The organism is Nocardia sp. NPDC101769 (assembly GCF_044766925.1).
Classification (GTDB): domain Bacteria; phylum Actinomycetota; class Actinomycetes; order Mycobacteriales; family Mycobacteriaceae; genus Nocardia.
In genome coordinates, this window is record NZ_JBIWMX010000016.1 from 159,857 (window position 1) to 181,343 (window position 21,487).

Sequence of the window (21,487 nt, forward strand, 5' to 3'; positions counted from 1 at the left end):
CCTGCCGCCGGACCGGCCCTACCGGTGTTCGCCGAGGAAGGTCGGAATGTCTGCGGCCGTGGGGTAGTCGGGAAGCGGTGCCGGCTCGTCGTCGAGGAACGCGGTGATCACCGATGCTGCGCGGTCGTTGTTGTCGTCGAGGCCGTTCCAGATGTGATGGCCGACGCCGGTGATGTATTGGGTCCGGGCAATCGCGGGATCGGACGCCAGGATGGCCGTCGCCCATTGCCGCAATTGGTGCGAGCATTGGGCCATCACCAGCATCGCCGGTACCTCGGATACGCGCAGTTGCGGAGTGATCGAGGGCGAGTGGCTGATCGTGTCCTGAATGCGGAGGCTGGCGGCCGGGTTGAACGAGAAGTTCACGGCGCTGTCCTCGACCGGGATGCGCTGGGCGTCCTTCGCGCAGTAGCTGTTCGCGGTGTCGCTGCCGAGATCGGCGGCCCGGAAGGCGTTGACCGCTTCGGCCTGGCCGACCATCTGATCCTGCGGAGACAGTAGCCCCAGCCGCTGCAGCCCGAAGGCAACCGCATAGCGCGGCATCGAGACCGAGCGTGCACCGCCGGGTGGGGGAGCAATCCCGGCGGCCGTAGCGCTTCCGGTCCAGCCGGCCACGTGCGCTGTGGGTCCGTCCATCGGTCCCGGCTCCACGATCACTGCCCTATGGATGAAGACCGTGCTCGCGGCGTCGGCCAGGGCTCGCGTGAGGATCACCGCCCCGGAGGAGAACCCGATCACGTCGGCGCGTCGGCCGGGGATGTGCTCCAGCACTGCCGTGAGGTCGTGCACCGAGCGGTCGATGGTGTAGTCGCGCATGGGCAGCGGATCGCTTCGTCCGCCGCCGGCCTGCTCGTAGGCGTAGACATCGAAGCCATCGCCCGCCAGCCGCTGCAGAAACGTGTGATCGATCAGGGCGATGCTGCGGACGGGACCGCCGTTGAGATACAGCAGCGGTATACCGTGATGTGCGACGCCCGCCGGCGGTGCGTAGTGATACACAGCGACACGGCTGCCCGTCGCCAACGTCCAACGCTCGCTCGAAACTCCGGTCAGTTCCGGAGGATATTGCCAACTCGTCGGAACGGTTGGTACGCAGGCGCTGGCGGTGAGCGCGCAGGCCAGACTCGTCTGAATCAGCACGTGCACGGCGGAGCGCCGACGGTGACGGGCTGCCAGCAGTCCGGCAGTGGCCGTGCCGACCGTGGCAGTGACGGTCCATGCCGCCCATCCACGCCCAGCCCCTCCGGTCAGCACCACGACAGCCAGGAACACCACGACCAATGCCAGTACGGCCGTGACGTAGATGGCGGTGGTCCGTACCACTCGCAAGCCTCGTCGAACGAACGTCACTATGATCTCCCTAGTTTCAGAACATCGTTCTGAAACAGTGTTACATGCCGGGTAGACTGCGTCTCCATGGGACGTCCGCCAACCAACGACGACGCCACGCGCGAATGCCTCATCAGCGCTGCGACCGATCTGCTGCGTGGCCGCTCGTCGGATCGCTTGTCGGTGCGCGAAATCGCCGCTGCCGCAACCGCTTCGACGACCTCGATCTACACCCTGTTCGGAAGCCGGGACGGTCTGCTCGCTGCCGTGCGCCAGCGCCTGGCGGCGCAGCTGTTCGAGGTTCTGGTCGCGGTGCCCGCGGGTGACGATCCGCTCAGCGACCTGCTGGCGATGGCGTCGGCCTATCGGCGGTGGGCCCTCGACGAGCGGCACTTCTACGCGGTGATCTTCGGCGGCGGCACGACCTACACGCCCAGCGGCGCCCCGAGCGACCGGGACCCGGCGGCACCGCTCGTCGATGCGATCAGCCGCGTACACGCCTCCCGGTACCCGACCGCAGAGGTGAACCGCATCGCGGTCGCGGTCTGGGCGACCCTGCACGGCTTCGTCACGCTCGAACTCGACGGGACCCTGCCCTCGGCGTACATCGACGTGGTGATCCCGGCGGCCGTGACATCATTGGTCATCGGCTGGCATGTACCGGCTTCCAGCAGCTGATATCACGGTGCGGATTCCTGCCGACCGGGTGAGCCGAGACCACAGTCGCCCACTGGAAGGTGCACAACCTCGTCGCGGAGTGTCCTGATCCGGCGGATTCCTGTCGACAAGGCGGGGCGATCATCGTGCACGGGGTTCGAAACTCGAAGGAACACAGCACAACCCGGTTGCCACCGGCAACACGGCGATTTCTGCCGCCGAAAAGAATCACATGTCCGTCCCGACAGTAATCCTCGTTCACGGTGCATTCGCCGATGCCGGCCAGCTGGCACCGGCGCGCTCGCCGAACTGTCCTGAAGCAGGATCTCCGATGAACATCGGCTGTCGTCATGATCAGCCACTTCGGCGTGGCGGATCCCACCGAAAAGGCTGCAGCCGCGACCAACTGATACAACCAGCGCGGGAGCCGCGCCCGGGTTCCCGCACCGAATCCCGTTTCATTGTTCGATCGCTCGAAATCATCGGGATGTCTGCCACAATCCCGGGAATCGCCGGCGCAGGTTCTCGATCTGCTGGTGGACCTGCGCGAGTTCGACCTCGATGGCCTGGTTGGGGTTGTCGTCTCGCCACTGGCCGCGCCGGCGAACGAGGCGTTCGGCGTAGTACTCGAGTTCCGCGAGAAACATGCGCGCCTGAGCGGTTTCGGGATCCTCACTCACCGACGGCTCATATCAGCCGGTTGCGGAAAGCCTCCGCAGCGCACCGCGCTCGACAAGCAGCGGAATGAAATCGCGGACCGGCCGGCCGTCGAAGCCGCGGTGGATTTCGGCGACGATGCCCTCGACGGTGCCGGTATTGAATGTGGGAAACTGTGCGGCGAGGCGTCGGACGAGTGCCGCGATCTGCTGGTCTTCGTCATTTACTGCCATGCTTCATGGTTGTTCGCGACCCCCTGCGTCGTCAACTACCCGTATTTCCGATTCGGGCAGTATGTCACATTCGATCGCGACCAGCACGGCAATCACGTTCTGCGCCAAAGTGATTGACGATGCCGCCGCCAGGGAGGGGATTCCGACGGCATCGCGGTGGGGGGTCAGCGGACGGCCGACACGAGCTGTCGTGCGGCGACCCGCTCGACCAGCAGCGGAACGAATTCCCGCACCGGCCGGCCATCAAAGCCGTGGTGGACCTCGTGCACGATCGTGGCGATAGTCCACACGCTGATTGCCGGAAACCGCTGCGCGAGCCGATCAGTGAGTTCCGCGAGCCGCTTGACCTCGTCAGATGATGGCATGAACCATGGTTGCCCGCCGTTCACGCGGCTGTCAACAGACGTCGATCCGATTCGGTCGGTATGCCCCGAAATTTCCTCGGCCACAGCCAGGAACGGCCCTGACCCGATACGAACGAAACCTGTCGGCCCCATCCCAGCGTGTGGCCGACAGCCCGTCATCGCTGACCGCTGGGCCAGACGGCTCGGCCGCGTTGCGGACAAGGTCGGCGACGCGAGCAGCGTGTTCACCGATTCGCCCTGGTCGGGCGCGAACGCGGTGATGTACACCAGCGCAGCGACTTTCTCGTGCCTTCCGGCCTCGGTGATGCCTGATCCCAAGTCTCATCGACGGTGTATGGATCCGAACGAGTTACGGTATGACCGGATGAGACCGCACCGACACCCGAATAATCGCCGTCCTGCTTTCGATGTCGCGCGCCGGGTCAGCGTGGATTGCAGTGATTCGAGCATGTCGACCAGGCGCGGATATTGTTCGCCCAGTGTGGGTTTCGCCCGGAGGCAGCCATGACCCGAAGGAACGAATCGGCGCTGTCGGTGAATTCGACTGTCGGGGTGAACATGTCGTAGGCGCGATACTCCTCGGCGCTGCCGGCTGTGCTGGATCGAGGTCGGCGTCGAGCAGTGCGCAGCATTCTTCCTCACCGCACGGCATCCGTAACGCCATCGCCCGAGGCCAGCTGTTCGGCTAGAGCAGCACTGTCGTGGGCGTACGGGTGGTAGAGGATGGCACAAACCAAGCCATTCGAGGCGGTGAGAACGACCGTGACGAGCAGAAGCGCGGCGCCCAAACCGATCTGGTCGCCGAGCACTCCGGTGAGCAGGGAGTAGATCGCGTAGGCGAGGCCGTCGGCGGCCGATACCGACACCGCGAAGGCCAGCGGGCGCAGGGGTGGTGGCACGACCGCCATGATCAGCGGACGGTTTATCACGGGGTACTGTCCTTGGAGGAACCCGACTGCCGCAAACAGGGCGACGTACACCGCGATAGACGACCACGGAATTGCAAACGCCGTGAAAGCCACTGCAGCGAACGCGATCTGACTGATTTGCAGCAGGGCGATACGGCCACTTCGTGGACGCGACCGATGCACGGCATCGACTGCTCGGCCCCCGAGGAATGTTCCCACGATATAGCCGAGTGCGAATGGGAGCGCTATCAAAGCGGCTGTTGCCGTGTTGAATCCGCGGTCCTGCACCAGGAATACCGTGCCAAAGCTCATGATGATGCTCTGTCCGGAGAACAGCCGCTGAACGAGCAGGTAGCGATAGGTCCTGATGCCGAACAGCTTTCGCAGCGACGCGCCAATTAGGCGCACCCTGCCGTTCGACACTACTGAACCGAGAGCATGTCGTTCCTCCGGTGTCATCTCACCATCCGCCGCGGCGGGCCGATGCGCGGGCTCCGGTTCGTCCAGGAACACAAGGATCAGCACACCGACGATCACACAGATTCCACCGGAAATGAAAAACCCGTAGCGCCAGCCATTTTCAAATCCAGAAAGCCGACCGAACAGGGGTGCCGCAATGCCGGTGGCGAGCGCGGTGCCAGCGTAGAGGGCGCCGGTCGCGCGGCCCCGCTCGCTGTCGTCGTAGAGGTCCCCGAGGATGCCCAGGGCGATCGGCCCGGCTCCGGCGAAACCCGCGGCGGCGATGGTGGTCAATACGATCAGTTGCGCGAAATTGGCCGATAGCCCCGCCGCCATCGCCCAGACGCCCCAGAATCCCGCGCACACCGCGAGTACGGTCTTGCGTGGGAAGCGCCGCGTGAGAAACACCCATGGCAGCGCCGCGATCGTACCGACGATCTTGCCGGCTGCGACCAACGCGCCCAGCGCCGCCGCTGAGAGTCCGAGTGCATCACGGATCAATGGGAAAAGCACGCTGACCACGCTGGTCTCAGCGTTGTCGAAGGCGTGCGAGGCCGTCAGCAGCGCCAGGTTCTTGCCTCGACGACGGTCTGCCGGGTGCCGGGAGCCGACGGCTCGGGTTGTCATTCGACGCCCTCTCTGCATTCGGCGCTCACACCGCGGTCGAAGTCGTGGCCAGTGCGTCGGCGATCTGGGCGAACAGCAGGATGAGCGGCGACTGCGGCAGCGACGGGGACAGGATGTGCGCGCCGTAATGCACGATCACCAGATCGCGTCCCGGCGACACCAGCATTCGCTGGCCGTGAATGCCGCTGGCCATATAGGAGCCGCTGCCGTCATTGAGCTGCCACCAGAGGTCGCGATAGCTGAGCTGTCCGGGCGCATCGGCAGACGCACGCGGCAGTTGGACTCGCGCGGTCGCGCCATCGGGGATACGACCGAGGGAGGCGACGACGTCGCCCGGGACGATCTGCCGGCCACCGATCGCGCCTTCACAACGCAGCATTTCGCCCAGTCGCGCGATATCCATTGCCGTGGCGGCGAATCCACCGCAGGCCATTTCGTTGCCCGCGCTGTCGAGCATGTAACAGCCGTCCTCGGCGGCACCGATCTTCGACCAGATCAGGTCACTGAGCAACTGCGCTGTCGACAGTCCGGTGATGCGGCGCAGAACCTCCGCCAGGGCCTCGACATTGCCGTTCTCGTAACGGAATTCACGACCATAGGGTCCGGCCGCCCGGGCGGTGGCCAGGTGATCGAGGATGGTCGTCGGCCCGGTGTAGCCGTAGGGGCGCAGCGACGGCGTCACCACCGCCCAGTAGCGGTGGGCTTCGAGGATGCGATCGTACGGGCGTCGGTCGAACCGCACATCGGTCGTCATGTGCAGCAGTTGGTCGATGGTGGCTTCCCCGTAACCGGTGCCCGCGAGGTCGGGGACGTATTCAGCCGTCAGCGCATCGCGACGGAGCAGCCCTTCGTGCTCGAGCATCGCGGCCAGCAGGCCCAGGTAGGACTTTGCCGCGGAAGCGTTCAGATGCGGCTCATGGGGTTGGCAGCCGTGCAGGTACGTCTCGTGGACAACGCGGCCGCGGTGTACGACGACCAGCGCGTCGGTTTCCGATTCGGCCAATGCCGACGCGAGCGTGATAGTGCGCCCGCCGGTCCATCCGATCGGCAGCTCGGTCAGGTCCATCGGCGATTGCGGCAACCGCCATGGTGCCGTCTCGCCACGCCACACCGAGCGAGTCGGCCCTGTTTCCCGTACCGAAGTTGCGTGCTGGCGTACGTGCGCCGGGTCGAGAAACCCACGCGCCCAGATCATTTCATCATTTCGTACCACTCGGGTCACGACAGCCTCCACTCGTATGACACAAAGACCAATATTGGACATACTGTCTATTTTCAGTCGATGTGTCAACGGCGGCTATGCTGAGGCGACCCGTATCACGTTGAGAAAGGGGCGTCCGTGCCACCCGAAGACCGCCGCGTCCGCCGTACCCGGCGCGCACTCCGCGACGCACTGGTGTCGCTGTCATTGGAACGCGGATACGCGAACGTCACCGTCGAGGACATCACCGAGCGGGCCGATCTGGGCCGGGCGACGTTCTATACGCACTTCACCGACAAGGACGCGCTGCTCGATCGGGTGGTCACCGATGTGATCGCCGAGCTGAACGGACGTCTGGAGCCTCTCGCCGATCTGTCCGAGGTGGGATTTACCGGCAAGCCCGTGCTCGAGGTGTTCCGGCATGCCGCCGAGGAACGTGACACCTACCGCGTCATACTGCGCGGCGAGGGCGACGGACGGGCGCTGCGGCGGTTCACCGAGGAGCGAACCGCCGCTGCCACAGCGGCTTTCACCGCCCGCGCCGACAATCTCGGGCTGACCCCGCGGATCGATCTGGGGATCGTGGCCCGCGCCTGGGTTGGCGAGCAGATCTCCGTGTTGCAGTGGTGGCTCGAGACCGACCCACCACCAATGCCCTTGGAGCAGGTCGCGGAAATGCTGCGCACCCTCTCGCTGCGCGGCCGCTACTGGGCGACGGGCTTCGAGGGCGAGCCCCCAGCCTGAATCCCGTAGTCACCGAGAGTATCTCAACGCCTCGCGTGGGCCACGGTGGTCGCGAGGCCGTCACCGATGCTGTAGCGCGCGTCTCGCTTGGACACCCATCCGGCTCGTTCGAGGGATGTCAGGATCTGCCACGTCGTCGATTTGCTCAGCCGCAGCCGCTCCGCGATGACCCGGTGCAGCATCGGTTCACGGCTGCGGGCGAGCAGTTCGACGATGGCGATCACCCGATCGGTGGGGGGCGAGCCTTTTCGTTCCGGCACAACGGCATTCACAACGATCTCCGTCGCGTCGGACACGATCTCAGTGCCCGATCGCCAGCATGCGGCTCTTCGTGGATTGCCACAGCGTTCCATCCGGGGCGATGACACCGGTCAGCAGGATCAGATCATCCTGCGGGGAGGTGCCGACCTGGACGGTCTCGACGCGGTCACCGGTATTGAAGTCGGTGGCCGCGTAGTACACCGGACCGGACTTGGTCGAGGGTTGGTCGGCGAGCGGGCCGTAGGCCAGCCCGTGGATCAGGCCGTCCGCCCGCGACAGATGCGGCAGGTTGGCATACCGGTCGCTGTTCTCCCACACCCGGCGGCAACCGTCGGCGGTCACGTCTATGCGGGTCATACCGCCGGTGAACGGCGCGTCGGCGGGCACACTCGGACCGTCGGCCGCGCCCGGCGGCATCTGGTAGCCGTACGTGCTGCCGATGACCAGAGAGTGTCCCCACGCCATCGGCGCGTTCTCCGTGCCGGGTCCGGAGGTTTCGAAGGCCGGCATCTTGCAGTACACGGAGCCGTCGGAGGTGTTGTACACCAGCAGGTTCGGCTGCGCGGCGTTGTCCACGATCGCGACGTATTCGTCGGCGGTATCGCCGAAGTAGATCGGCGTGGTGCCAGAACCCCAGCTCACCTGCCCCGGCTTGCGTGCCACGCCGCGGTCATAGGTGTTGCTCCAGACCGTGGTCGGCACCCCGTCGGCACCGACGGTCATTTCGTAGAGCGCGTGATCGGTGAGCACGGACGCCCCCGCGGGCCGCAGGGTGAGACCGTTGGCGATCTTCTCCCCGGCGGGCAGGTGGGTCGACGCAACGCGGTCGCCGTCGATGGTCCCGATCACACCGTTGGTCGTCGCGAACCAGATCCGCCCCTGCCAGTCCGGCTCGATCGCAGTGAGCTCGTCACCATCCGGGACAGCACTTTTCACATCGATGCGCTGGTCGAGATACAACTCCCAGCCGTTCGCGGTCCGGCGATGCGCGACCCGCGCGATGGCACTCGCCCCGTCCGCGACGACGATCCGGTCCCGGCTGTCCAGGTAGCCGTAGGCGCTGCCCAGCAGGCTGCCCTTGTCGAGCTGCAACTGGGCGACCGGCTGGGCGGTCACGGGGTCGAACAGCTTGACCGTGGGAGCCAGGAAGGTCGGCGGGTTGAGCCCGACATAGCTGGTACACAACGCGACCGGCATGCCATCACTGCCGATGAACGGTGCCGCACAGGGTCCGGACGGGCTCGATGCCGCGCGCACCCGCGCGCCGGGGCCGGGGCCGGGGATCCCGATCGAGTCCGTCGAGTACAGGTCGCTGTGCATCAGCGAGGTGTCGGTCGGGCCCACGTCCGGGATCGAATCGGCAGCCGAGGCTGCGCCGGCGCCGCAGGTCATTGCCAGCAGCGATGCCGCGGCGGCGACGATCGCGAACGTGTGGTGTCGGGTCATGCGAACCTCCATCTAATAATCCGTATTATTATCAAGGCAGAGGGTAGCCTGAGGCCCATGAATTCCGAAAGGGTGTCGACGAAAGAGCGACTCCTCGAAGTCGCCGAGGAGCTGTTCGCGGAGCGCGGCGTGGACGCGACGCTGGTCGGCGACATCGTTCAAGGCGCCGGGCAACGCAATCCGTCCGCACTGCGATACCACTTCGGTTCCCGGGAGGGTGTGCTCGAGGCCATCCTGCAAAAGCATTTGAGCCGTGTGGAGGAACGCAGGACCGAGCTGTTCGAGCAATGGTCGGGCCCCGGCCCGGAGACCGTGCGGGACGCCGTTTCGCTGATCGTCACGCCATTGGTCGAATTGCTCGACAGCCAGTCCGGGCGACGCCACCTCCAGATCCTCGCCCAGTCAGTGCATCGATTCGATCAGTCCCAGTTGGACGCACTGTCGCTCAGCTACCCGACCATGGCGGCGACAGTGCGCCTGATGGGCCGAGCGATCGGCCAGTTGCCCGAGGCGGTGATCGAGGAACGCGTGCGGTCGGTTCTCCAGCTGACGATGACGATGCTGTCGGTCCGCGCGCGCTCCCTGTCCACCGGATCAGATATCCCCTTGAGCGCCAAGGTATTCGAAGAGAATCTCGTCGCGATGGTCACGGCTGCCCTCACCGCGCCGCTCAGTCCGGAACAGTCCTGATCCCGCGTCCCCGCGCGGTGATGATGGAGAACCCTGGACGATCGGCCGGGCAGGCGACCGACAGCGGGACCGACTGCCCGCAGAACCGCCGGGCCGCGCAGAGGGCGAACCAGCGGCCCGATCATTCCGGAAGCCCTTGTCCGCCTTGGCTCTACTCTCCCCGGAGAATGCGAGCGGCCTCGCTGTCGATACGCGGCTGCAGTTCAGCCTCGGGCACATCGCTCAGGCCGGTGGCTGCGCGCAAGAACGGTCCGAACAGCTTCCACCCGAGTTCGAGCGCGGCCACATTCGCCACCGCCATCGCCGCTCGCCGCTCATCGTCATGGTGGCGACGCGCCTGCCCGAGCAGCAGGGACATCACCGGGAACTGGTCCTGCAGCGAGGCGACGTCGAACCCGTCGAGAATGCAGCGAACCAACACGACCCAGTGACGTTGCCAGCGCGGGTCGGCCGCGGTCAGCGGATGGTCGGCGTCCAGTGCCGCCGACTCGGTCCCCAGATAGGCCAGCACGGCCGCCACCAGCTTGTCCTTCGCACCGAAGTGCCGGAACACCAACCCGTGATTGACCCCCGCGCGATCCGCGATATCCCGGATCGACGTGGCGGCCGGACCGCGCTCGGCGAAGAGATCAGCCGCGCTGGTCAGCACCGCTGCCACGACCTCGTCACGCCCCACCGGTCCGGTCTCGCCCGAGGATTTGGTTGCCCCACTCGTAGTCATGTGACTACACTAGCGCACACCCGCTGTGTAGTCGATCGACTACAGCGGGTTCACCCAGCCCATCCGAGAGGAATCCCGAAATGAACGACACCATCGTGGTGGCCGACAAGGAACCCGCCGCCGCGCTCGACGTCCGCCCCGTCCGGATGCCCGGATCGCCCCTGATCTCCGGACCGTTCACCCACCTGGCCGCCGAACGCGACCGGCTGACCGCGCTGCGGTGGCAGAACTTCGATGCCGTCCAGGTGGGATCCACCCTGGGCGCGGAGATTTCGGGCGTCGACCTGACCAGCGAGCTGCCGGACGAGGTGATCGCCGAACTGCGCCAAGCACTTCGGGACTACAAGGTGCTGTTCTTCCGCGACCAGCCCATGACCTCCACCCAGCACGTGCACTTCGCCCGGCGCTTCGGTGAGCTCGAGATCCACCCGTTCATCCCGTCCAATACCGATCACCCCGAACTGGTCCGTTTCCAGAAGAGCGCGCAGGTCAGCGGATTCGAGAACAGCTGGCACCACGATGTGACCTGGCGGGAGAAGCCGTCGGCGGGCGCGATCCTGCATGCGCTCGAGATTCCGGCCCTCGGCGGCGACACCCTGTTCTCCGATATGCACGCCGCCTACGACTCACTCGACGAGGAGACCAAGAGCCTCATCGACGGGCGAGACGCCATCCACGACTTCAGCCGGGCGTTCGGGCACGCGTTGCCCGAAGGCAAGCGCGATGCCATGCGGGCCGCGCATCCGACGGTCGCGCACCCGATCGTGGCGGCGCATCCCGAGACCGGCAAGAAGCACCTCTATGTCAACCGGATCTTCGTCGAGCAGATCGAGGGCATGGACCGCGACGAAGGCGCGGAACTGCTCGACCGAATCTGCCGCCAGGCCGACTACCCCGAGCACCAGGTGCGACTGAAGTGGCAGCCGCACACGGTGGCGTTCTGGGACAACCGCGCGGTGCAGCACTACGCCTCCAGCGACTACTGGCCCGCGATCCGGGTGATGGAACGCGCTTCCATCGCCGGGACCCGCCCGCACCGGTGACCCGGTCTCGACAGAAAGGTCCGAGGTGACACACACGAGTCGTACGGCGTCGGCTGCGACGGAAGTCTTCGCGAAGTTCAAGCAGCTCAACGGATTCCAACGTAGCGCTGACGCCGTCGGCCCGGTGGCGGCCTTTCTCGTCGGCTATCAGCTCGCCGGTGCGCACGCCGGAATCGCCGCCGCGATCGCCGCGGCGGCGATCCTGGCGCTGGTGCGTCTGATCCGGGGCGATTCGGTCAAGGTCGTCACGGTGTCGGTGGCCGCGGTGCTGGTCTATTCGCTGTTCGTGCAGTTCAGCGGTCAGGGCCGAGACTTCTTCCTGCCCACCGTGATCGGATGCGCGGTTCTGACCATCGTGTTCGGGATCAGCCTGGTCGGCCGACGTCCGGTGACGCTGTGGCTGTGCCGCAAGGTGGGCATCGAACCGGCGGGCGAGGTCACCGCACGTCGGCTGCGGCTGCATCGGCGCATCACCGCCATGTGGTTCGTGAACTGGGTCGTGCACGTTGTGGCGCTGACGCCGCTGTATCTGGCCAATCAGGTTGCCGCGCTCGGGCTTGCCGCCATGCTGCTCGGCAAGCCCTCCGTGGTCGTGTTGATCGCCCTGACCTGGCTCCAGGTTCAACGATCGCGCTCGGGAAAGTCCGACGAGTGAAAACCATGACAGACCGAAGGATTCCGATACAGCCTCGGCGCCGCCACCACCGGTTGGGGTGGTGGCGGCGCGGGGGCTCAGGCAGCGTCGATCTACTGTCGTCGCGCCTCGACGCGCAGGTAGACCTCGCTGAAGATCACCTTCGCCATCAGCGCGGGCTCGATTTCCGCACGGCGGGCGAAGATCTCGACATAGGTCGACTGGATGACCGTGTCATCCGGGTCTGCGTAGAAGGCGGTCTCGGCCAGGTGGCAGGCCAGCCGGATGTTGGTCAGCGCGAGTTCCCGCGCGCGGGCGGCCAGTTGGTCGGCCCCGCCGGCGAGCGCGGCGTACTCGAGGGCCTGGTCGCGTTCCGGCGCGGGCAGCAGGTTGGCCAGGTGGCCGTCCCACCAGCCGCTGTAGCGGCGGATCACATTGCGGCAGATGAACTCCGGCTTGTCGTAGATGGCCGGGAGTCGCGGATGGGAGGCCAGGTGATCGGGAATGCGCAGCGTCTCGACGATCTCGTCGTGCAGCACGCCCGCGTTCAGCCCGGTCAGGGCGTGGTCGACGATGTGGCGCAGGTACGCGGCGATGGCGCCCAGCTCGTCCCGGATGGCCTCGGCGCCCACGACCAGGGTCCCGTGGCCGGGGATGATCACCTCGGGCTGCAGGGCGGCCATTTCGTCGGCGGCGTCGGCCCACTCCTCGGCATAACGCTGCACCTTGCGCGGGTTGCCCGCGTTGGGCAGATAGCCGGTGACGAGATCGCCCGCGGCGATGACGCCGCGCTCGGGCGCCCACACCCACGAGCAGTCGTCGGTCTCACCCTTACCGTGCCGGATCACGAACCGTTCCCCGCCGATGGTGAGTTCCAGTGTGTCGCGGTAGGTCTCGGTGGGCCAGATGAAGTCCGTGCGCTCGGCGGGCCACGTCTTGCCCTCGGTGCCACCGGGCTGCTGCTTGTTGATCACGGTGTTCAGGCCCGGCGTCTTCATGTAGCGCTCGAAATGCCCGATCAGATTCTCGTGCGCGATGATTCGCGGAGTCTCACCGGCCTCGAGGAACGCCCAGTGGCCGAACGCATGGTCGGTGTGGCCGTGGGTGTAGACGATGGTGTGCAGCGGCTTGTCGGAGATCGACCGGACCGCCCGCAGCAGTTCCGGACCGTCCCCGGCCAGCCCGGTGTCGACCATGAGCAGGCCCTCGTCGGTCTCGAACAGCGCGATATTGACCGTCCCGGGCCGGATGTAGTAGGTGCGCGGCGCGGCTTCGATGATCTCCGCTTCACCGACCGGGCCGTGGCCGCGCGAGAACAGGTGAGTCATCTGCTCCACATTGAATCCGATGAACGCCGTCTCACCCGCGGAGGTGGTGTCATCCGGAACCGGCTGTGCCTGGGTCATACGGGTAGCTCCTGTCTGATGGGTCATGAAGCCGACGGTAGGAGCGGAAAATCACTGGCAGGAGGGCTATTTCGGTGAGCGAGACGACCCCGACGACCCCGACCGCGAGCACGCCCGTCGGCGCTACCGGGTTCCGATTTCCACAACGCTCGACAGCAGGAGTCGGCAGCCGTCACGCCGACGTGGCGACCGCGCTATCGGCGCTGACTCCCGTGGTCCGTGAGCAGGCTGCTCGCGCCGATCACGATCGCTCGCCGAGCGCGCAGGTCATGACCGCGATGGTCGACACCGGCCTGTTCGATCTACTGCACCCCGGCGAGGGCGGCTCCACACCGGACCTGCTCGGCTTCTACGCCGGAGTGCGCACCCTCGCGGCGGCCGCACCGTCGACCGGGTGGGTCGCCGCCATGCTGGGTGCCGCCTCGTGGCATGTGACCCTGCTGGAACCTGCTGCGCGACAAGAAATATGGGGATCGTCACCGCAGGCCCTGATATCCGCGTCGCACGCCCCGGCGGGTCGGCTCGAACCCGTTGACGGCGGGTATCTGCTGGACGGCGAATGGCCGAATCTGCCCGCGATCGACCATTGCCGATGGGCCGCGCTGGCGGCCCTGACAATGGTCGCCGAGGGCGTACCGGTCGGACTCGCGACCGCGGTCGTGCCGTGTTCGGAGCTGATGGTGGGCGACCACTGGAACACCACCGGCTTGCGCGGCACCGGTAGCAGGCGGGTGACCGCGCGCCAGGTGTACGTGCCCGCTTCCCGGGTCCGAATCGCTCCGCCGCGTGAGCTCGAGCCCGCGGGCGCGAATCCGCCCGGCCGCTGCCCGCTCTCCATCGTCTACAGCCTGGCGGCATGCACGCCGATCGTCGGAGCGGTGCAGGGCGCGTTCGAGGACCATCTTCGACGCGCGGGCCGCCGCGCCGCCTTCAGCCTGGCGGGTGCGCGCTCGGTCATCGATCCCGCGGTGCAGGCGGCGGTCGCGCGCGGTCTGGGCGAGATCGACGCGTCGATCCTCCAGTTGGAGCGGGATTCTCGCGAGACGATGGCCGTAATCACCGAGGGCGCATCGGTTTCGGCGGAACTTCGGCTGCGGACCCGCCGTGACCAGGTGCGTGCCACCGAGCGGGCGCTCGCGGCCCTGGAATCGCTGATGCGCTGCGCCGGTGCGGAAGCCGTCCGCGAGGGCGGAAGCCTCGAGCGGACGTGGCGCGATGTCCGAACCGCCGCTGCCCACATGGTCAATCAACCCGAACCGGCGCTGCGGCTCTACGGCCAATGGGCGTTCGGCCTCGATGTCCACGACGACATGGTGATGGTATGAATCCGAATCCCGAAGGCCCGCCGCAGTCGATGCTCGAGCGCATGACGCTCATCCTCGACCTGTTCGACGACCGGTCGGTGCGCATGCGTCTCGATGAGGTCGTCGCGCACACCGGACTGCCACGGTCGAGCTGCTACCGCATCCTCGAGCAATTGGCCGTCTTGGGCTGGCTGCGACAGCGTCCCGGCGGATACGGGCTCGGCCCGCGCGCGCTGCGCCTGGGCGGCGGCCACGACACGAACGAGGATCTGCGGGTCGCGGCCCTGCCCGCGCTCGAGGAACTGCACGCGTTCACCGGCGCGACCGCCTATCTCGGCGTACTCGACTTCGACGAAGTCGTCTTCCTCGACCGGGTCGCCAGGCTGCCGTCGACCACAGTGGTCGGAGTCGGGCACCGCGCGCCCGCGCACGCGACCGCCCTGGGCAAGGCCCTGCTTGCCGATATCGAGCCGGAGGAAGCCGAGGCGGCGCTGGCGGGACGACTGCGGCCGTGCACACCGGCGACCATCACCAGTCTGCCGGTCCTGTACGCGGAGCTGCGGCGGGTCCGCGCCCGCGGTGGGCTGGCGTTCGACAGCGGGGAGCATCTGCCTGGGATCTACGGTGTAGCCACGGTGATCCGGGGTGCCGACGGTGTTCGCGGAGCACTCGGGGTGAGCGCGCCCGGAACCGCCACGACCGTAGAGAGATTCGCCCCCCTGGTCGTCGACGCGGCGCGGCGGGTCTCACTGCGGCTGGACCCCGATGCCGCCGAGGCGTCGCCGTCGGCACCGGCCGACGCGTTGGTCACGCGTGTGCTGGCGCTGCTCGACGACGACGCTCTGCTGTGAATCCGCCTCAGTGGTGCGCGGAGCCCGCCGAGGATCCAGTGCGGATCCCATTGGCCGACCCGCTGGGCAGGCGCAGGATCCCGTCCGGAACACCGGCGCCCTGCGGGTCGAGCAATCCGTTGTGCGCGTAGGGACTTTCACCGGGCGCGGACTGCAGGGTGATGAGGTACTTACGCACCCCGTCCACGAGGCCGACGCCGTCACCCACGAGCGTTCCCGCCAGCCCGCCCGCCCCGGCGAAGACGGCCACGGCGGCCGGGACCGTCGCCACACAGGCCGGACCTATCACCGCGCACGTGCCCAACCCCAGCACTCCGCCGATCACCGCGCCCACGGCCATGCCGATGACGGTGCCGATCAGCGGTCCGCGGCTGAGATTGTTGGCCAGATCGGTGAGCGCGGCCTGATCCTCGATCGGTGACGCGATCGGCCGCAGCGCGCCCACATCTACCGCGCTGAGGTCCGGAGTCAGTGTGAGCGTTCGATTCTCGTCGTCCAGGTGCTGAGCGACCGGCACACGCGCGTCACCGACGAACACGGTCAGGGGAATCGCGTCGACCGGCTGCCCGGCGTCGTCACGCACCTCGATGGACCGACCGTCGGCCGACACCGCGAAGGTACCGCCATTCAGGGCCGTCTGCACCGAGTTCGCGAGCGCGGTGAGCGTGTAGTGCACCGGTTCGGTGGTGTCGGCCCGGCCGGGGACCGTGGTGACCGCGATGCCGGCGCTCACCATCGCGGCCAAGGTCGCGATACGAACCGAAGCTGACCCAATATGCCTGGCGGTCACCGGGTTTCCTCCGTCGCGCTCGCCGCGGGCCGACCGTGGTTCGGCAGATACGGCGCGTACTTGCTCTCCCCCGGTGCGGCCCGCAGGACCGAGAAGTAGTCGAACAACGCCGCCGCGGCGGTCGGGCCGCCGCCCAGAGCCAGCCCCACCAATCCGCCGACGCCGCCGACGAGGGTCACCACCGGCAGCACCACCAGGGCGCAGCCGAGAGTCAGGACCAGGCAGGAGGCACCCGCGATGGCGAACCCGACGCCGACGCCGACGACCGCCCCGATCGCGGTGCCGATCAAGCTGCCGATGGAGCTGCCGATGCTGACCGAGTTGATGAGGTCGTTCATGGCCAGCTGGTTCTCGAGCGGTGCGGCCACGGGCCGGATGTCCTCGTGGCGCACCGCATCCCAGTCCGGCGTCGACACCAGGGAGCGGCCGTCCGGGGAGATCCGCTGATCGATTGCGATCTGATGGCCGTCGAGCCGCAACGCCGTCGGCAAGGAGTCCAGCAGCTGCCCGGCCACGTCGCGGATGAGCACCGAGGCGCCGTCGGGCGAGAGTGTGAAGGTGCCACCGTCGAGGGTGGTGGTCACCGAATCCCCGGTCGGTGTCGCGGAATACGACACCGCGGGTGCGGTGGCGGGTGGCGCGGCCGAGGCGCTGACGGAGGTCACCAGACCACCGATGACGGCGGCGGAGGTGAAGGCGGCGAGAGCAGTCGTCCTGCGTGTATTCATGGTGATCCTCTGAAGCCGAATCATTCGATTGGCTAATGGAATGTGAGAGCGGTCACTTCGACCGAACGGAAGGTAGCCAGTCGAGAGCCGGACTCGTTCCGCGGTTTCGGTCAGTGGTACTCGGCCGTCGAACAACCCCACCGAGGCCGTATGGGCGCACCACCGCCGTTCCGCTGACCGAAACCATCACTGAAGCAGCGGGATTCGCGGGCAGCCTGGCGGAACCTCCCTGCGTTCGACGAAGAAGGTGCAATGTCAACAACTTCCACCGTCGGCACGTCCGACGTGCCGGGCTCGGATACCGGGCGGCTCGACGACGCGTCGCGGCTACGGATCTTCACCGTGCTGGCGGTCATCGTCCTCTACACCGAGGTCGCACCGATCCAGTTCACGATGGTATCGGCCGCCCTCCAGAAGATCGCGCCATCGTTTCCCGCGGCGGGGCCGAACATCACCTGGTCGCTGATCGTGTTCGGGCTCATCGGGGCGTCGGCGTCACCGGTGATCGGCAAGCTCAGCGACATCTACGGCAAGAAGCGGATCTTCCTACTCTGCGGAATCGTGTTCGCCGCCGGATGCCTGCTCTCCGCGACCACGAGCAGCTGGCCACTGTTCCTGGCCGGCCGCTGCCTCCAGTCGACCGCGGCGGGCATGGCGATCGTCGCCTACGGGCTCATCCGAGATCTCATGCCCCACAAGTACGTTCCGATCGGGCTCGGAATCTCGGCGACCGGTCTCGGCTTCTCCGCCGCCGTCGCGCCGCTCCTGGCCGGATACCTGGTCGACCAGCACAGCTGGCGCGCGATGTTCTGGGTGTTGTTCGTTTTCGTGGCCGTCATGACGCCGCTGGCGGCTCTGGTCGTGCCCGAGTCGAAGTTGCGTGTGCCCGGCCGGGTCGACATCGCCGGGGCCGTCCTGCTTTCCGGCGGTGTGGCCACGGTGCTGGTCTTCGTATCGAAGGGCAACGGCTGGGGATGGTCCAAGCCCACCACCCTGGCCTGGCTGATCGCCGGTGCGGTGGCCTTGGTTCTCTTCGTGATCGTCGAGCTGCGCTCGCGCGTCCCGCTCATGGACATGCGGCTGCTTTTCGCGCCGCGGGTCAGCCTGGTGCTGATGACGGCGGTATTCGCGGCATGCCTGGTCGGCGTGCACAGTTACGCCGTCGCCTACATGGTGCAGACACCGTCCGAATCCGCTCTCGAGCCGACAATCGTCTCGCGCACACTGGCGCGCGTCGCACAGGCGACCGGGCACACGCTGCCGCCGGAACTGGTGCACGTGACGCTCACGCCGGGCTACACCTACGGTGACGGCCTGTCCCTCATGCAGTTCGCGCTTCGAATCGGGTTGGGGCAGGGGCTGGTCGCCATGCTGTTCGGCGTCATCGCCGGACTCCTCGCCCGCCGAGTCGGGGCCCGATTGCCGCTGATCGGAGCGCTGACTCTGTTCGCCGCCACCACTGTCGCACTGGCCGTGCTCCCGCATACCTGGCAGGTGTTCGCGGTCACCAGCCTCGGGTTCGGTGCCGCACTCGGGCTCTACTACGCCTGCATGCCGATCCTGATGGTGGAAGCCGTCCCCCCGGAGCAGCAGGGCATCAGCGTCGGCATGCTGGGAGCCGCGCAGAGCCTGAGCACGGCGATCGGCACGGCGGTCATCACCGCCTTCGTCAGCGCCCACCCGATCACCACCAGCGTCAGCGTGGCGGGGCGGCCACCGCAGCAGAGCCCCTTGCCGAATGTCTTCGCCGACAGGGGATATGAGCTCGGTTTCTGGTTCGGCGCGGCGGCGGCTATCTGCGCGCTGCTGATCGTGCTGGTCATGAAGCACGGCCGCACCCCGGCGACCGGCGGCGCGTTCACGCAGTGATCTCCGGGTGCCCGGCCGGTCCGGCCGGGCACCCGTCCGCGGGGCCGATCACCCCTGCGCGGCAACGCGGTCGAGGTCGTGCGCGTCGATTCGGCCCACTCGGAGGGCCCGAGGAGTGGCTCGGCGACGGCACGCCTACCGCCGGGCGCTAGGAAATCGGCCCCGCCGCGACACGGAATCCGGTGTTGCCCGTTGCAGATTCGGGAGTGTTGGAACTGCGGGCGCCGAGCCGGTATCGGTTGCAGTAGCTGTGGTGGCACAAATAGGAACCACCCTTGATCACCTTGGCGGTGCCGGTCGGCGGGCCCGTCGGACTGTTCAGCGCGGCCGGCGGGTGCTCGGTGGTGAACCAGTCCGAGCACCACTCCCACACATTGCCGACGACGTTGTAGAGGCCGAAACCGTTGGGAGCGTATTCGTTCACCGGCGCGGTGCCGACGTATCCGTCCTCGGCGGTGTTGTGGGTGGGGAATACACCCTGCCAGACGTTGGCGTGGTGACGGCCGCGTGGGACGAGTTCGTCGCCCCACGGAAATCGTTGCTGCACAGTGCCGCCGCGCGCGGCGTGCTCCCATTCGGCCTCGGTCGGTAGCCGGACGCCGGCCCAGTCGCAGTAGGCGGTCGCGTCGTTCCACGACACCTGAACCACGGGATGGTTGGGGCGGTCCCCGATGCCGGAGCCGGGGCCGTCCGGGGATCGCCAGCACGCTCCGCGAACATCGAGCCACCATGGGGTTCGCGACGGGGACAGGTAGCGGTGCCGCTGCTCGGCCGGAACGAACAAGTGGAATACGAAGGCGCTGCCGATGCGCTCGGCGTCGGTGATATGGCCGGTCTCCTTCACGAAGGTCGCGAACTGGGTGTTCGTGACCGCGGTGGCGGCAATCCGGTAAGGCCGCAGGGCCACCTCGCGGATCGGCCCTTCGCCGTCGGTGGGGATGCCGTCGGGGTCGTCGGCACCCATGAGGAAAGTCCCGCCCGGGATATCGATCAGGCGCTGACCCGGGCGCGGCGCGGCGGCTGACGCCGGTGCCGCAATAGGATCGGGCGTATCGAGGCTGCGGGAGGGACCGCAGCACGAGTGTTCGCTCATCTTCGATTGCCTCCCACAGCCATTCGTCTATTTCGTCGCCGGAGCCGGTGTCTCGCCGATGGTTCCGATGGTCGCCGCGACCTCGGGTCCACCGAAACTGTCCACGAGCGCCGCTTGATCCTTCTTCGCCGCGTGATCGACCGCTTCGGGGTCGACGATGCGGCGCAGTTCGGCGTCCAGATCCGCCAGGACAGCCGCATGCGCGGGATCGGTGGCCAAGTCCCGAGTCTGATCGGGATCTGCTGCCATATCGAACAACTCGGGTTCGTAGCCGACATAGTGATGCAGCACGTGATCGCCCTTGCGCACCATGAACGCGGCCGTCGGCGCGCCCATCGCGTGGTACTCGCAGAACGCGACACGGTCGGGTTCGTCTGCGCCACGGGCGATGTCGAGCAGCGAACGTCCGGGCCGATCGTCGTCGCCGAACGGCACTCCGGCACCGTCGAGGACGGTCTGATGAATGTCGACCAGACTGACGGGGGTGTGGTTGACCCGCCCGGCCGGAATGTCGGGGCCGGTCACGATCATCGGTATTCCTGCCGATTCGCGATAGAGCAGCGACTTGCCCCACAGCCCGCGGCTGCCGACGAGATCACCGTGGTCGGAGGTGTAGACGACGGTGGTGTCCTCGGCCATTCCGCTGCGGTGCAGGGCGTCGAGGATGCGGCCGATATTGTCGTCGAGGTAGCTGACCAGTGCGTAGTAGGCGGCCGTGGCGCGACGGCGTTCTTCTTCGGTGTTGGCGTCGTCGAGTCCGGGCAGCGTTTGCGCGTACCGTTCGACCCACGGATGGCGCGGGTGTCCTTGGTCCGGACGCATCGTGGCGTCGGGCATCGACTCCGGGTCGTACAGCTCGAAGAACTGCGGCGGTGCGAGATACGGGAAGTGCGGTGCGACCAGGCCGACGTAGAGCACCCACGGTTCGGCCTTGGCCGACGGTTCCTCCAGCCATCGGCACGCTCGCTCGGTCACCGCGGCGTCATAGCGGGTGTAGTCGCTGTCGGCGCCGCCGGAAATCGTGACCATGAGCGGTGCCTGCTCCCGGCGCGGCAGCGGATCGCGCACCGATCCCCACACCTGGCCGATCCCGTCCTTGATATGCATCGGCAGCTCCTGCCGATCGAACCCGGTCGGGTCGGACTCATTGCGGTAGTGCAGTTTTCCGATCGATTCGACCCGCCGACCGGCTTGCTGCAACGCATGCCCCCAGCCGTCGATCCGACCGTCGTAGGCGATGGCGTTATCCCAGTAGCCGGTCTGATTGACATAGCGCCCCGTGGCGAGCGAGGCCCGCGACGGCACACAGATCGGACTGTTGCAGTAGGCGTTGTCGAAACTCGTGCCCGCCGCCGCCATCGCATCGAAGTTCGGCGTCCGCACCAGCGAATTGCCGCTACTGCCAAGAATTTTCGGGCTGTGCTGATCGGACACCAACACCAGGACGTTCCGCCGCTCGGCGCTCATCGCC

Annotated in this window: 22 protein-coding genes; 8 read left to right on the forward strand and 14 right to left on the reverse strand. The window is 67.1% G+C overall.

Translation table 11 applies throughout. From position 1 onward, the window contains the following. Positions 1 to 18 precede the first annotated feature (18 nt). Positions 19 to 1,350: an alpha/beta hydrolase gene (locus ACIRRA_RS24800; RefSeq protein WP_402772360.1), complete on the reverse strand. Its 1,332-nt coding sequence runs from the start codon at positions 1,348 to 1,350 to the stop codon at positions 19 to 21. Between the two features lie 66 nt (positions 1,351 to 1,416). On the opposite strand from ACIRRA_RS24800, the gene ACIRRA_RS24805 reads away from it, so the two are divergent. Next, positions 1,417 to 2,007, forward strand: coding sequence for a TetR/AcrR family transcriptional regulator (locus ACIRRA_RS24805; protein WP_402772363.1), 591 nt, complete (start codon positions 1,417 to 1,419; stop codon positions 2,005 to 2,007). A gap of 458 nt (positions 2,008 to 2,465) precedes the next feature. Here the strand turns inward: ACIRRA_RS24805 and ACIRRA_RS24810 are convergent, their stop codons facing one another. The 5 genes from ACIRRA_RS24810 to ACIRRA_RS24830 form a co-directional block, all read right to left on the reverse strand. Then, entirely contained in the window at positions 2,466 to 2,666 is a 201-nt protein-coding gene (locus tag ACIRRA_RS24810; protein WP_402772366.1) for a hypothetical protein, read from the reverse strand. Positions 2,667 to 2,678: 12 nt separating this feature from the next. Further along, positions 2,679 to 2,876 (reverse strand): three-helix bundle dimerization domain-containing protein, encoded by a 198-nt coding sequence (locus ACIRRA_RS24815; RefSeq protein WP_402772369.1) that lies wholly within the window; start codon positions 2,874 to 2,876, stop codon positions 2,679 to 2,681. 164 nt (positions 2,877 to 3,040) lie between these two features. Further along, on the reverse strand, positions 3,041 to 3,559 hold the full coding sequence (locus tag ACIRRA_RS24820) for a three-helix bundle dimerization domain-containing protein (RefSeq protein WP_402772372.1): 519 nt from the start codon (positions 3,557 to 3,559) through the stop codon (positions 3,041 to 3,043). Between the two features lie 320 nt (positions 3,560 to 3,879). Further along, positions 3,880 to 5,235, reverse strand: a complete 1,356-nt coding sequence (locus ACIRRA_RS24825; protein ID WP_402772375.1) for an MFS transporter — start codon at positions 5,233 to 5,235, stop codon at positions 3,880 to 3,882. Between the two features lie 25 nt (positions 5,236 to 5,260). Beyond that, the gene (locus ACIRRA_RS24830; RefSeq protein ID WP_402772378.1) at positions 5,261 to 6,301 is read right to left on the reverse strand and encodes a serine hydrolase domain-containing protein; all 1,041 of its coding nucleotides are present in this window, start codon (positions 6,299 to 6,301) and stop codon (positions 5,261 to 5,263) included. Positions 6,302 to 6,574: 273 nt separating this feature from the next. Between ACIRRA_RS24830 and ACIRRA_RS24835 the strand changes: the two genes are divergently transcribed. Then, entirely contained in the window at positions 6,575 to 7,180 is a 606-nt protein-coding gene (locus ACIRRA_RS24835) for a TetR family transcriptional regulator (RefSeq protein WP_402772381.1), read from the forward strand. A gap of 23 nt (positions 7,181 to 7,203) precedes the next feature. On the opposite strand, the gene ACIRRA_RS24840 is transcribed toward ACIRRA_RS24835, so the two are convergent. Next, positions 7,204 to 7,476 carry a helix-turn-helix domain-containing protein gene (locus ACIRRA_RS24840; protein WP_402772384.1) on the reverse strand — a complete coding sequence of 91 codons (273 nt, stop codon included), beginning with the start codon at positions 7,474 to 7,476 and terminating at the stop codon, positions 7,204 to 7,206. Positions 7,477 to 7,480: 4 nt separating this feature from the next. Then, positions 7,481 to 8,887: a hypothetical protein gene (locus ACIRRA_RS24845; RefSeq protein WP_402772387.1), complete on the reverse strand. Its 1,407-nt coding sequence runs from the start codon at positions 8,885 to 8,887 to the stop codon at positions 7,481 to 7,483. 57 nt (positions 8,888 to 8,944) lie between these two features. Between ACIRRA_RS24845 and ACIRRA_RS24850 the strand changes: the two genes are divergently transcribed. Beyond that, complete coding sequence (locus ACIRRA_RS24850) at positions 8,945 to 9,577, forward strand: TetR/AcrR family transcriptional regulator (RefSeq protein WP_402772480.1); 633 nt, start codon at positions 8,945 to 8,947, stop codon at positions 9,575 to 9,577. Positions 9,578 to 9,728: 151 nt separating this feature from the next. Here ACIRRA_RS24850 and ACIRRA_RS24855 read toward each other — a convergent pair whose 3' ends face one another. Beyond that, positions 9,729 to 10,298, reverse strand: coding sequence for a helix-turn-helix domain-containing protein (locus ACIRRA_RS24855; protein WP_402772390.1), 570 nt, complete (start codon positions 10,296 to 10,298; stop codon positions 9,729 to 9,731). A gap of 80 nt (positions 10,299 to 10,378) precedes the next feature. Between ACIRRA_RS24855 and ACIRRA_RS24860 the strand changes: the two genes are divergently transcribed. Together ACIRRA_RS24860 and ACIRRA_RS24865 are read left to right on the forward strand one after the other, a co-directional pair. Then, positions 10,379 to 11,341: a TauD/TfdA dioxygenase family protein gene (locus ACIRRA_RS24860; protein ID WP_402772393.1), complete on the forward strand. Its 963-nt coding sequence runs from the start codon at positions 10,379 to 10,381 to the stop codon at positions 11,339 to 11,341. A 25-nt stretch (positions 11,342 to 11,366) separates the two neighbouring features. Next, complete coding sequence (locus ACIRRA_RS24865) at positions 11,367 to 11,996, forward strand: DUF3159 domain-containing protein (protein WP_402772396.1); 630 nt, start codon at positions 11,367 to 11,369, stop codon at positions 11,994 to 11,996. Between the two features lie 92 nt (positions 11,997 to 12,088). Here the strand turns inward: ACIRRA_RS24865 and ACIRRA_RS24870 are convergent, their stop codons facing one another. Continuing rightward, on the reverse strand, positions 12,089 to 13,408 hold the full coding sequence (locus ACIRRA_RS24870) for an MBL fold metallo-hydrolase (RefSeq protein ID WP_402772398.1): 1,320 nt from the start codon (positions 13,406 to 13,408) through the stop codon (positions 12,089 to 12,091). Between the two features lie 47 nt (positions 13,409 to 13,455). Between ACIRRA_RS24870 and ACIRRA_RS24875 the strand changes: the two genes are divergently transcribed. Both ACIRRA_RS24875 and ACIRRA_RS24880 read left to right on the forward strand, forming a co-directional pair. Beyond that, positions 13,456 to 14,706: a hypothetical protein gene (locus ACIRRA_RS24875; protein ID WP_402772401.1), complete on the forward strand. Its 1,251-nt coding sequence runs from the start codon at positions 13,456 to 13,458 to the stop codon at positions 14,704 to 14,706. Further along, a complete protein-coding gene (locus ACIRRA_RS24880; protein WP_402772404.1) occupies positions 14,703 to 15,536 on the forward strand; it encodes an IclR family transcriptional regulator in 834 nt (277 codons plus the stop codon). Before ACIRRA_RS24875 ends, ACIRRA_RS24880 begins: the two co-directional genes overlap by 4 nt. A gap of 7 nt (positions 15,537 to 15,543) precedes the next feature. Here ACIRRA_RS24880 and ACIRRA_RS24885 read toward each other — a convergent pair whose 3' ends face one another. After that, complete coding sequence (locus tag ACIRRA_RS24885; protein ID WP_402772407.1) at positions 15,544 to 16,272, reverse strand: hypothetical protein; 729 nt, start codon at positions 16,270 to 16,272, stop codon at positions 15,544 to 15,546. Positions 16,273 to 16,322: 50 nt separating this feature from the next. Further along, the gene (locus tag ACIRRA_RS24890) at positions 16,323 to 17,054 is read right to left on the reverse strand and encodes a hypothetical protein (RefSeq protein ID WP_402772410.1); all 732 of its coding nucleotides are present in this window, start codon (positions 17,052 to 17,054) and stop codon (positions 16,323 to 16,325) included. Positions 17,055 to 17,306: 252 nt separating this feature from the next. Between ACIRRA_RS24890 and ACIRRA_RS24895 the strand changes: the two genes are divergently transcribed. Continuing rightward, a complete protein-coding gene (locus ACIRRA_RS24895; protein WP_402772413.1) occupies positions 17,307 to 18,923 on the forward strand; it encodes an MFS transporter in 1,617 nt (538 codons plus the stop codon). A gap of 148 nt (positions 18,924 to 19,071) precedes the next feature. Here ACIRRA_RS24895 and ACIRRA_RS24900 read toward each other — a convergent pair whose 3' ends face one another. Further along, on the reverse strand, positions 19,072 to 20,016 hold the full coding sequence (locus ACIRRA_RS24900) for a formylglycine-generating enzyme family protein (RefSeq protein ID WP_402772416.1): 945 nt from the start codon (positions 20,014 to 20,016) through the stop codon (positions 19,072 to 19,074). A gap of 27 nt (positions 20,017 to 20,043) precedes the next feature. Further along, positions 20,044 to 21,483: a sulfatase-like hydrolase/transferase gene (locus ACIRRA_RS24905; protein ID WP_402772419.1), complete on the reverse strand. Its 1,440-nt coding sequence runs from the start codon at positions 21,481 to 21,483 to the stop codon at positions 20,044 to 20,046. Between the last annotated feature and the right edge of the window lie 4 nt (positions 21,484 to 21,487).

Excerpts from the sequence above, each read along its gene's own strand:
- ACIRRA_RS24900 (WP_402772416.1), bottom strand. The coding sequence starts at position 20,016 with ATGAGCGAACACTCGTGCTGCGGTCCCTCCCGCAGCCTCGATACGCCC.
- ACIRRA_RS24890 (WP_402772410.1), bottom strand. The coding sequence starts at position 17,054 with ATGAATACACGCAGGACGACTGCTCTCGCCGCCTTCACCTCCGCCGCC.
- ACIRRA_RS24845 (WP_402772387.1), bottom strand. The coding sequence starts at position 8,887 with ATGACCCGACACCACACGTTCGCGATCGTCGCCGCCGCGGCATCGCTG.
- ACIRRA_RS24895 (WP_402772413.1), top strand. The coding sequence starts at position 17,307 with ATGTCAACAACTTCCACCGTCGGCACGTCCGACGTGCCGGGCTCGGAT.
- ACIRRA_RS24870 (WP_402772398.1), bottom strand. The coding sequence starts at position 13,408 with ATGACCCATCAGACAGGAGCTACCCGTATGACCCAGGCACAGCCGGTT.
- ACIRRA_RS24860 (WP_402772393.1), top strand. The coding sequence starts at position 10,379 with ATGAACGACACCATCGTGGTGGCCGACAAGGAACCCGCCGCCGCGCTC.
- ACIRRA_RS24850 (WP_402772480.1), top strand. The coding sequence starts at position 8,945 with ATGAATTCCGAAAGGGTGTCGACGAAAGAGCGACTCCTCGAAGTCGCC.
- ACIRRA_RS24855 (WP_402772390.1), bottom strand. The coding sequence starts at position 10,298 with ATGACTACGAGTGGGGCAACCAAATCCTCGGGCGAGACCGGACCGGTG.
- ACIRRA_RS24885 (WP_402772407.1), bottom strand. The coding sequence starts at position 16,272 with ATGGTGAGCGCCGGCATCGCGGTCACCACGGTCCCCGGCCGGGCCGAC.
- ACIRRA_RS24830 (WP_402772378.1), bottom strand. The coding sequence starts at position 6,301 with ATGGACCTGACCGAGCTGCCGATCGGATGGACCGGCGGGCGCACTATC.
- ACIRRA_RS24905 (WP_402772419.1), bottom strand. The coding sequence starts at position 21,483 with ATGAGCGCCGAGCGGCGGAACGTCCTGGTGTTGGTGTCCGATCAGCAC.
- ACIRRA_RS24880 (WP_402772404.1), top strand. The coding sequence starts at position 14,703 with ATGAATCCGAATCCCGAAGGCCCGCCGCAGTCGATGCTCGAGCGCATG.
- ACIRRA_RS24815 (WP_402772369.1), bottom strand. The coding sequence starts at position 2,876 with ATGGCAGTAAATGACGAAGACCAGCAGATCGCGGCACTCGTCCGACGC.
- ACIRRA_RS24825 (WP_402772375.1), bottom strand. The coding sequence starts at position 5,235 with ATGACAACCCGAGCCGTCGGCTCCCGGCACCCGGCAGACCGTCGTCGA.
- ACIRRA_RS24805 (WP_402772363.1), top strand. The coding sequence starts at position 1,417 with ATGGGACGTCCGCCAACCAACGACGACGCCACGCGCGAATGCCTCATC.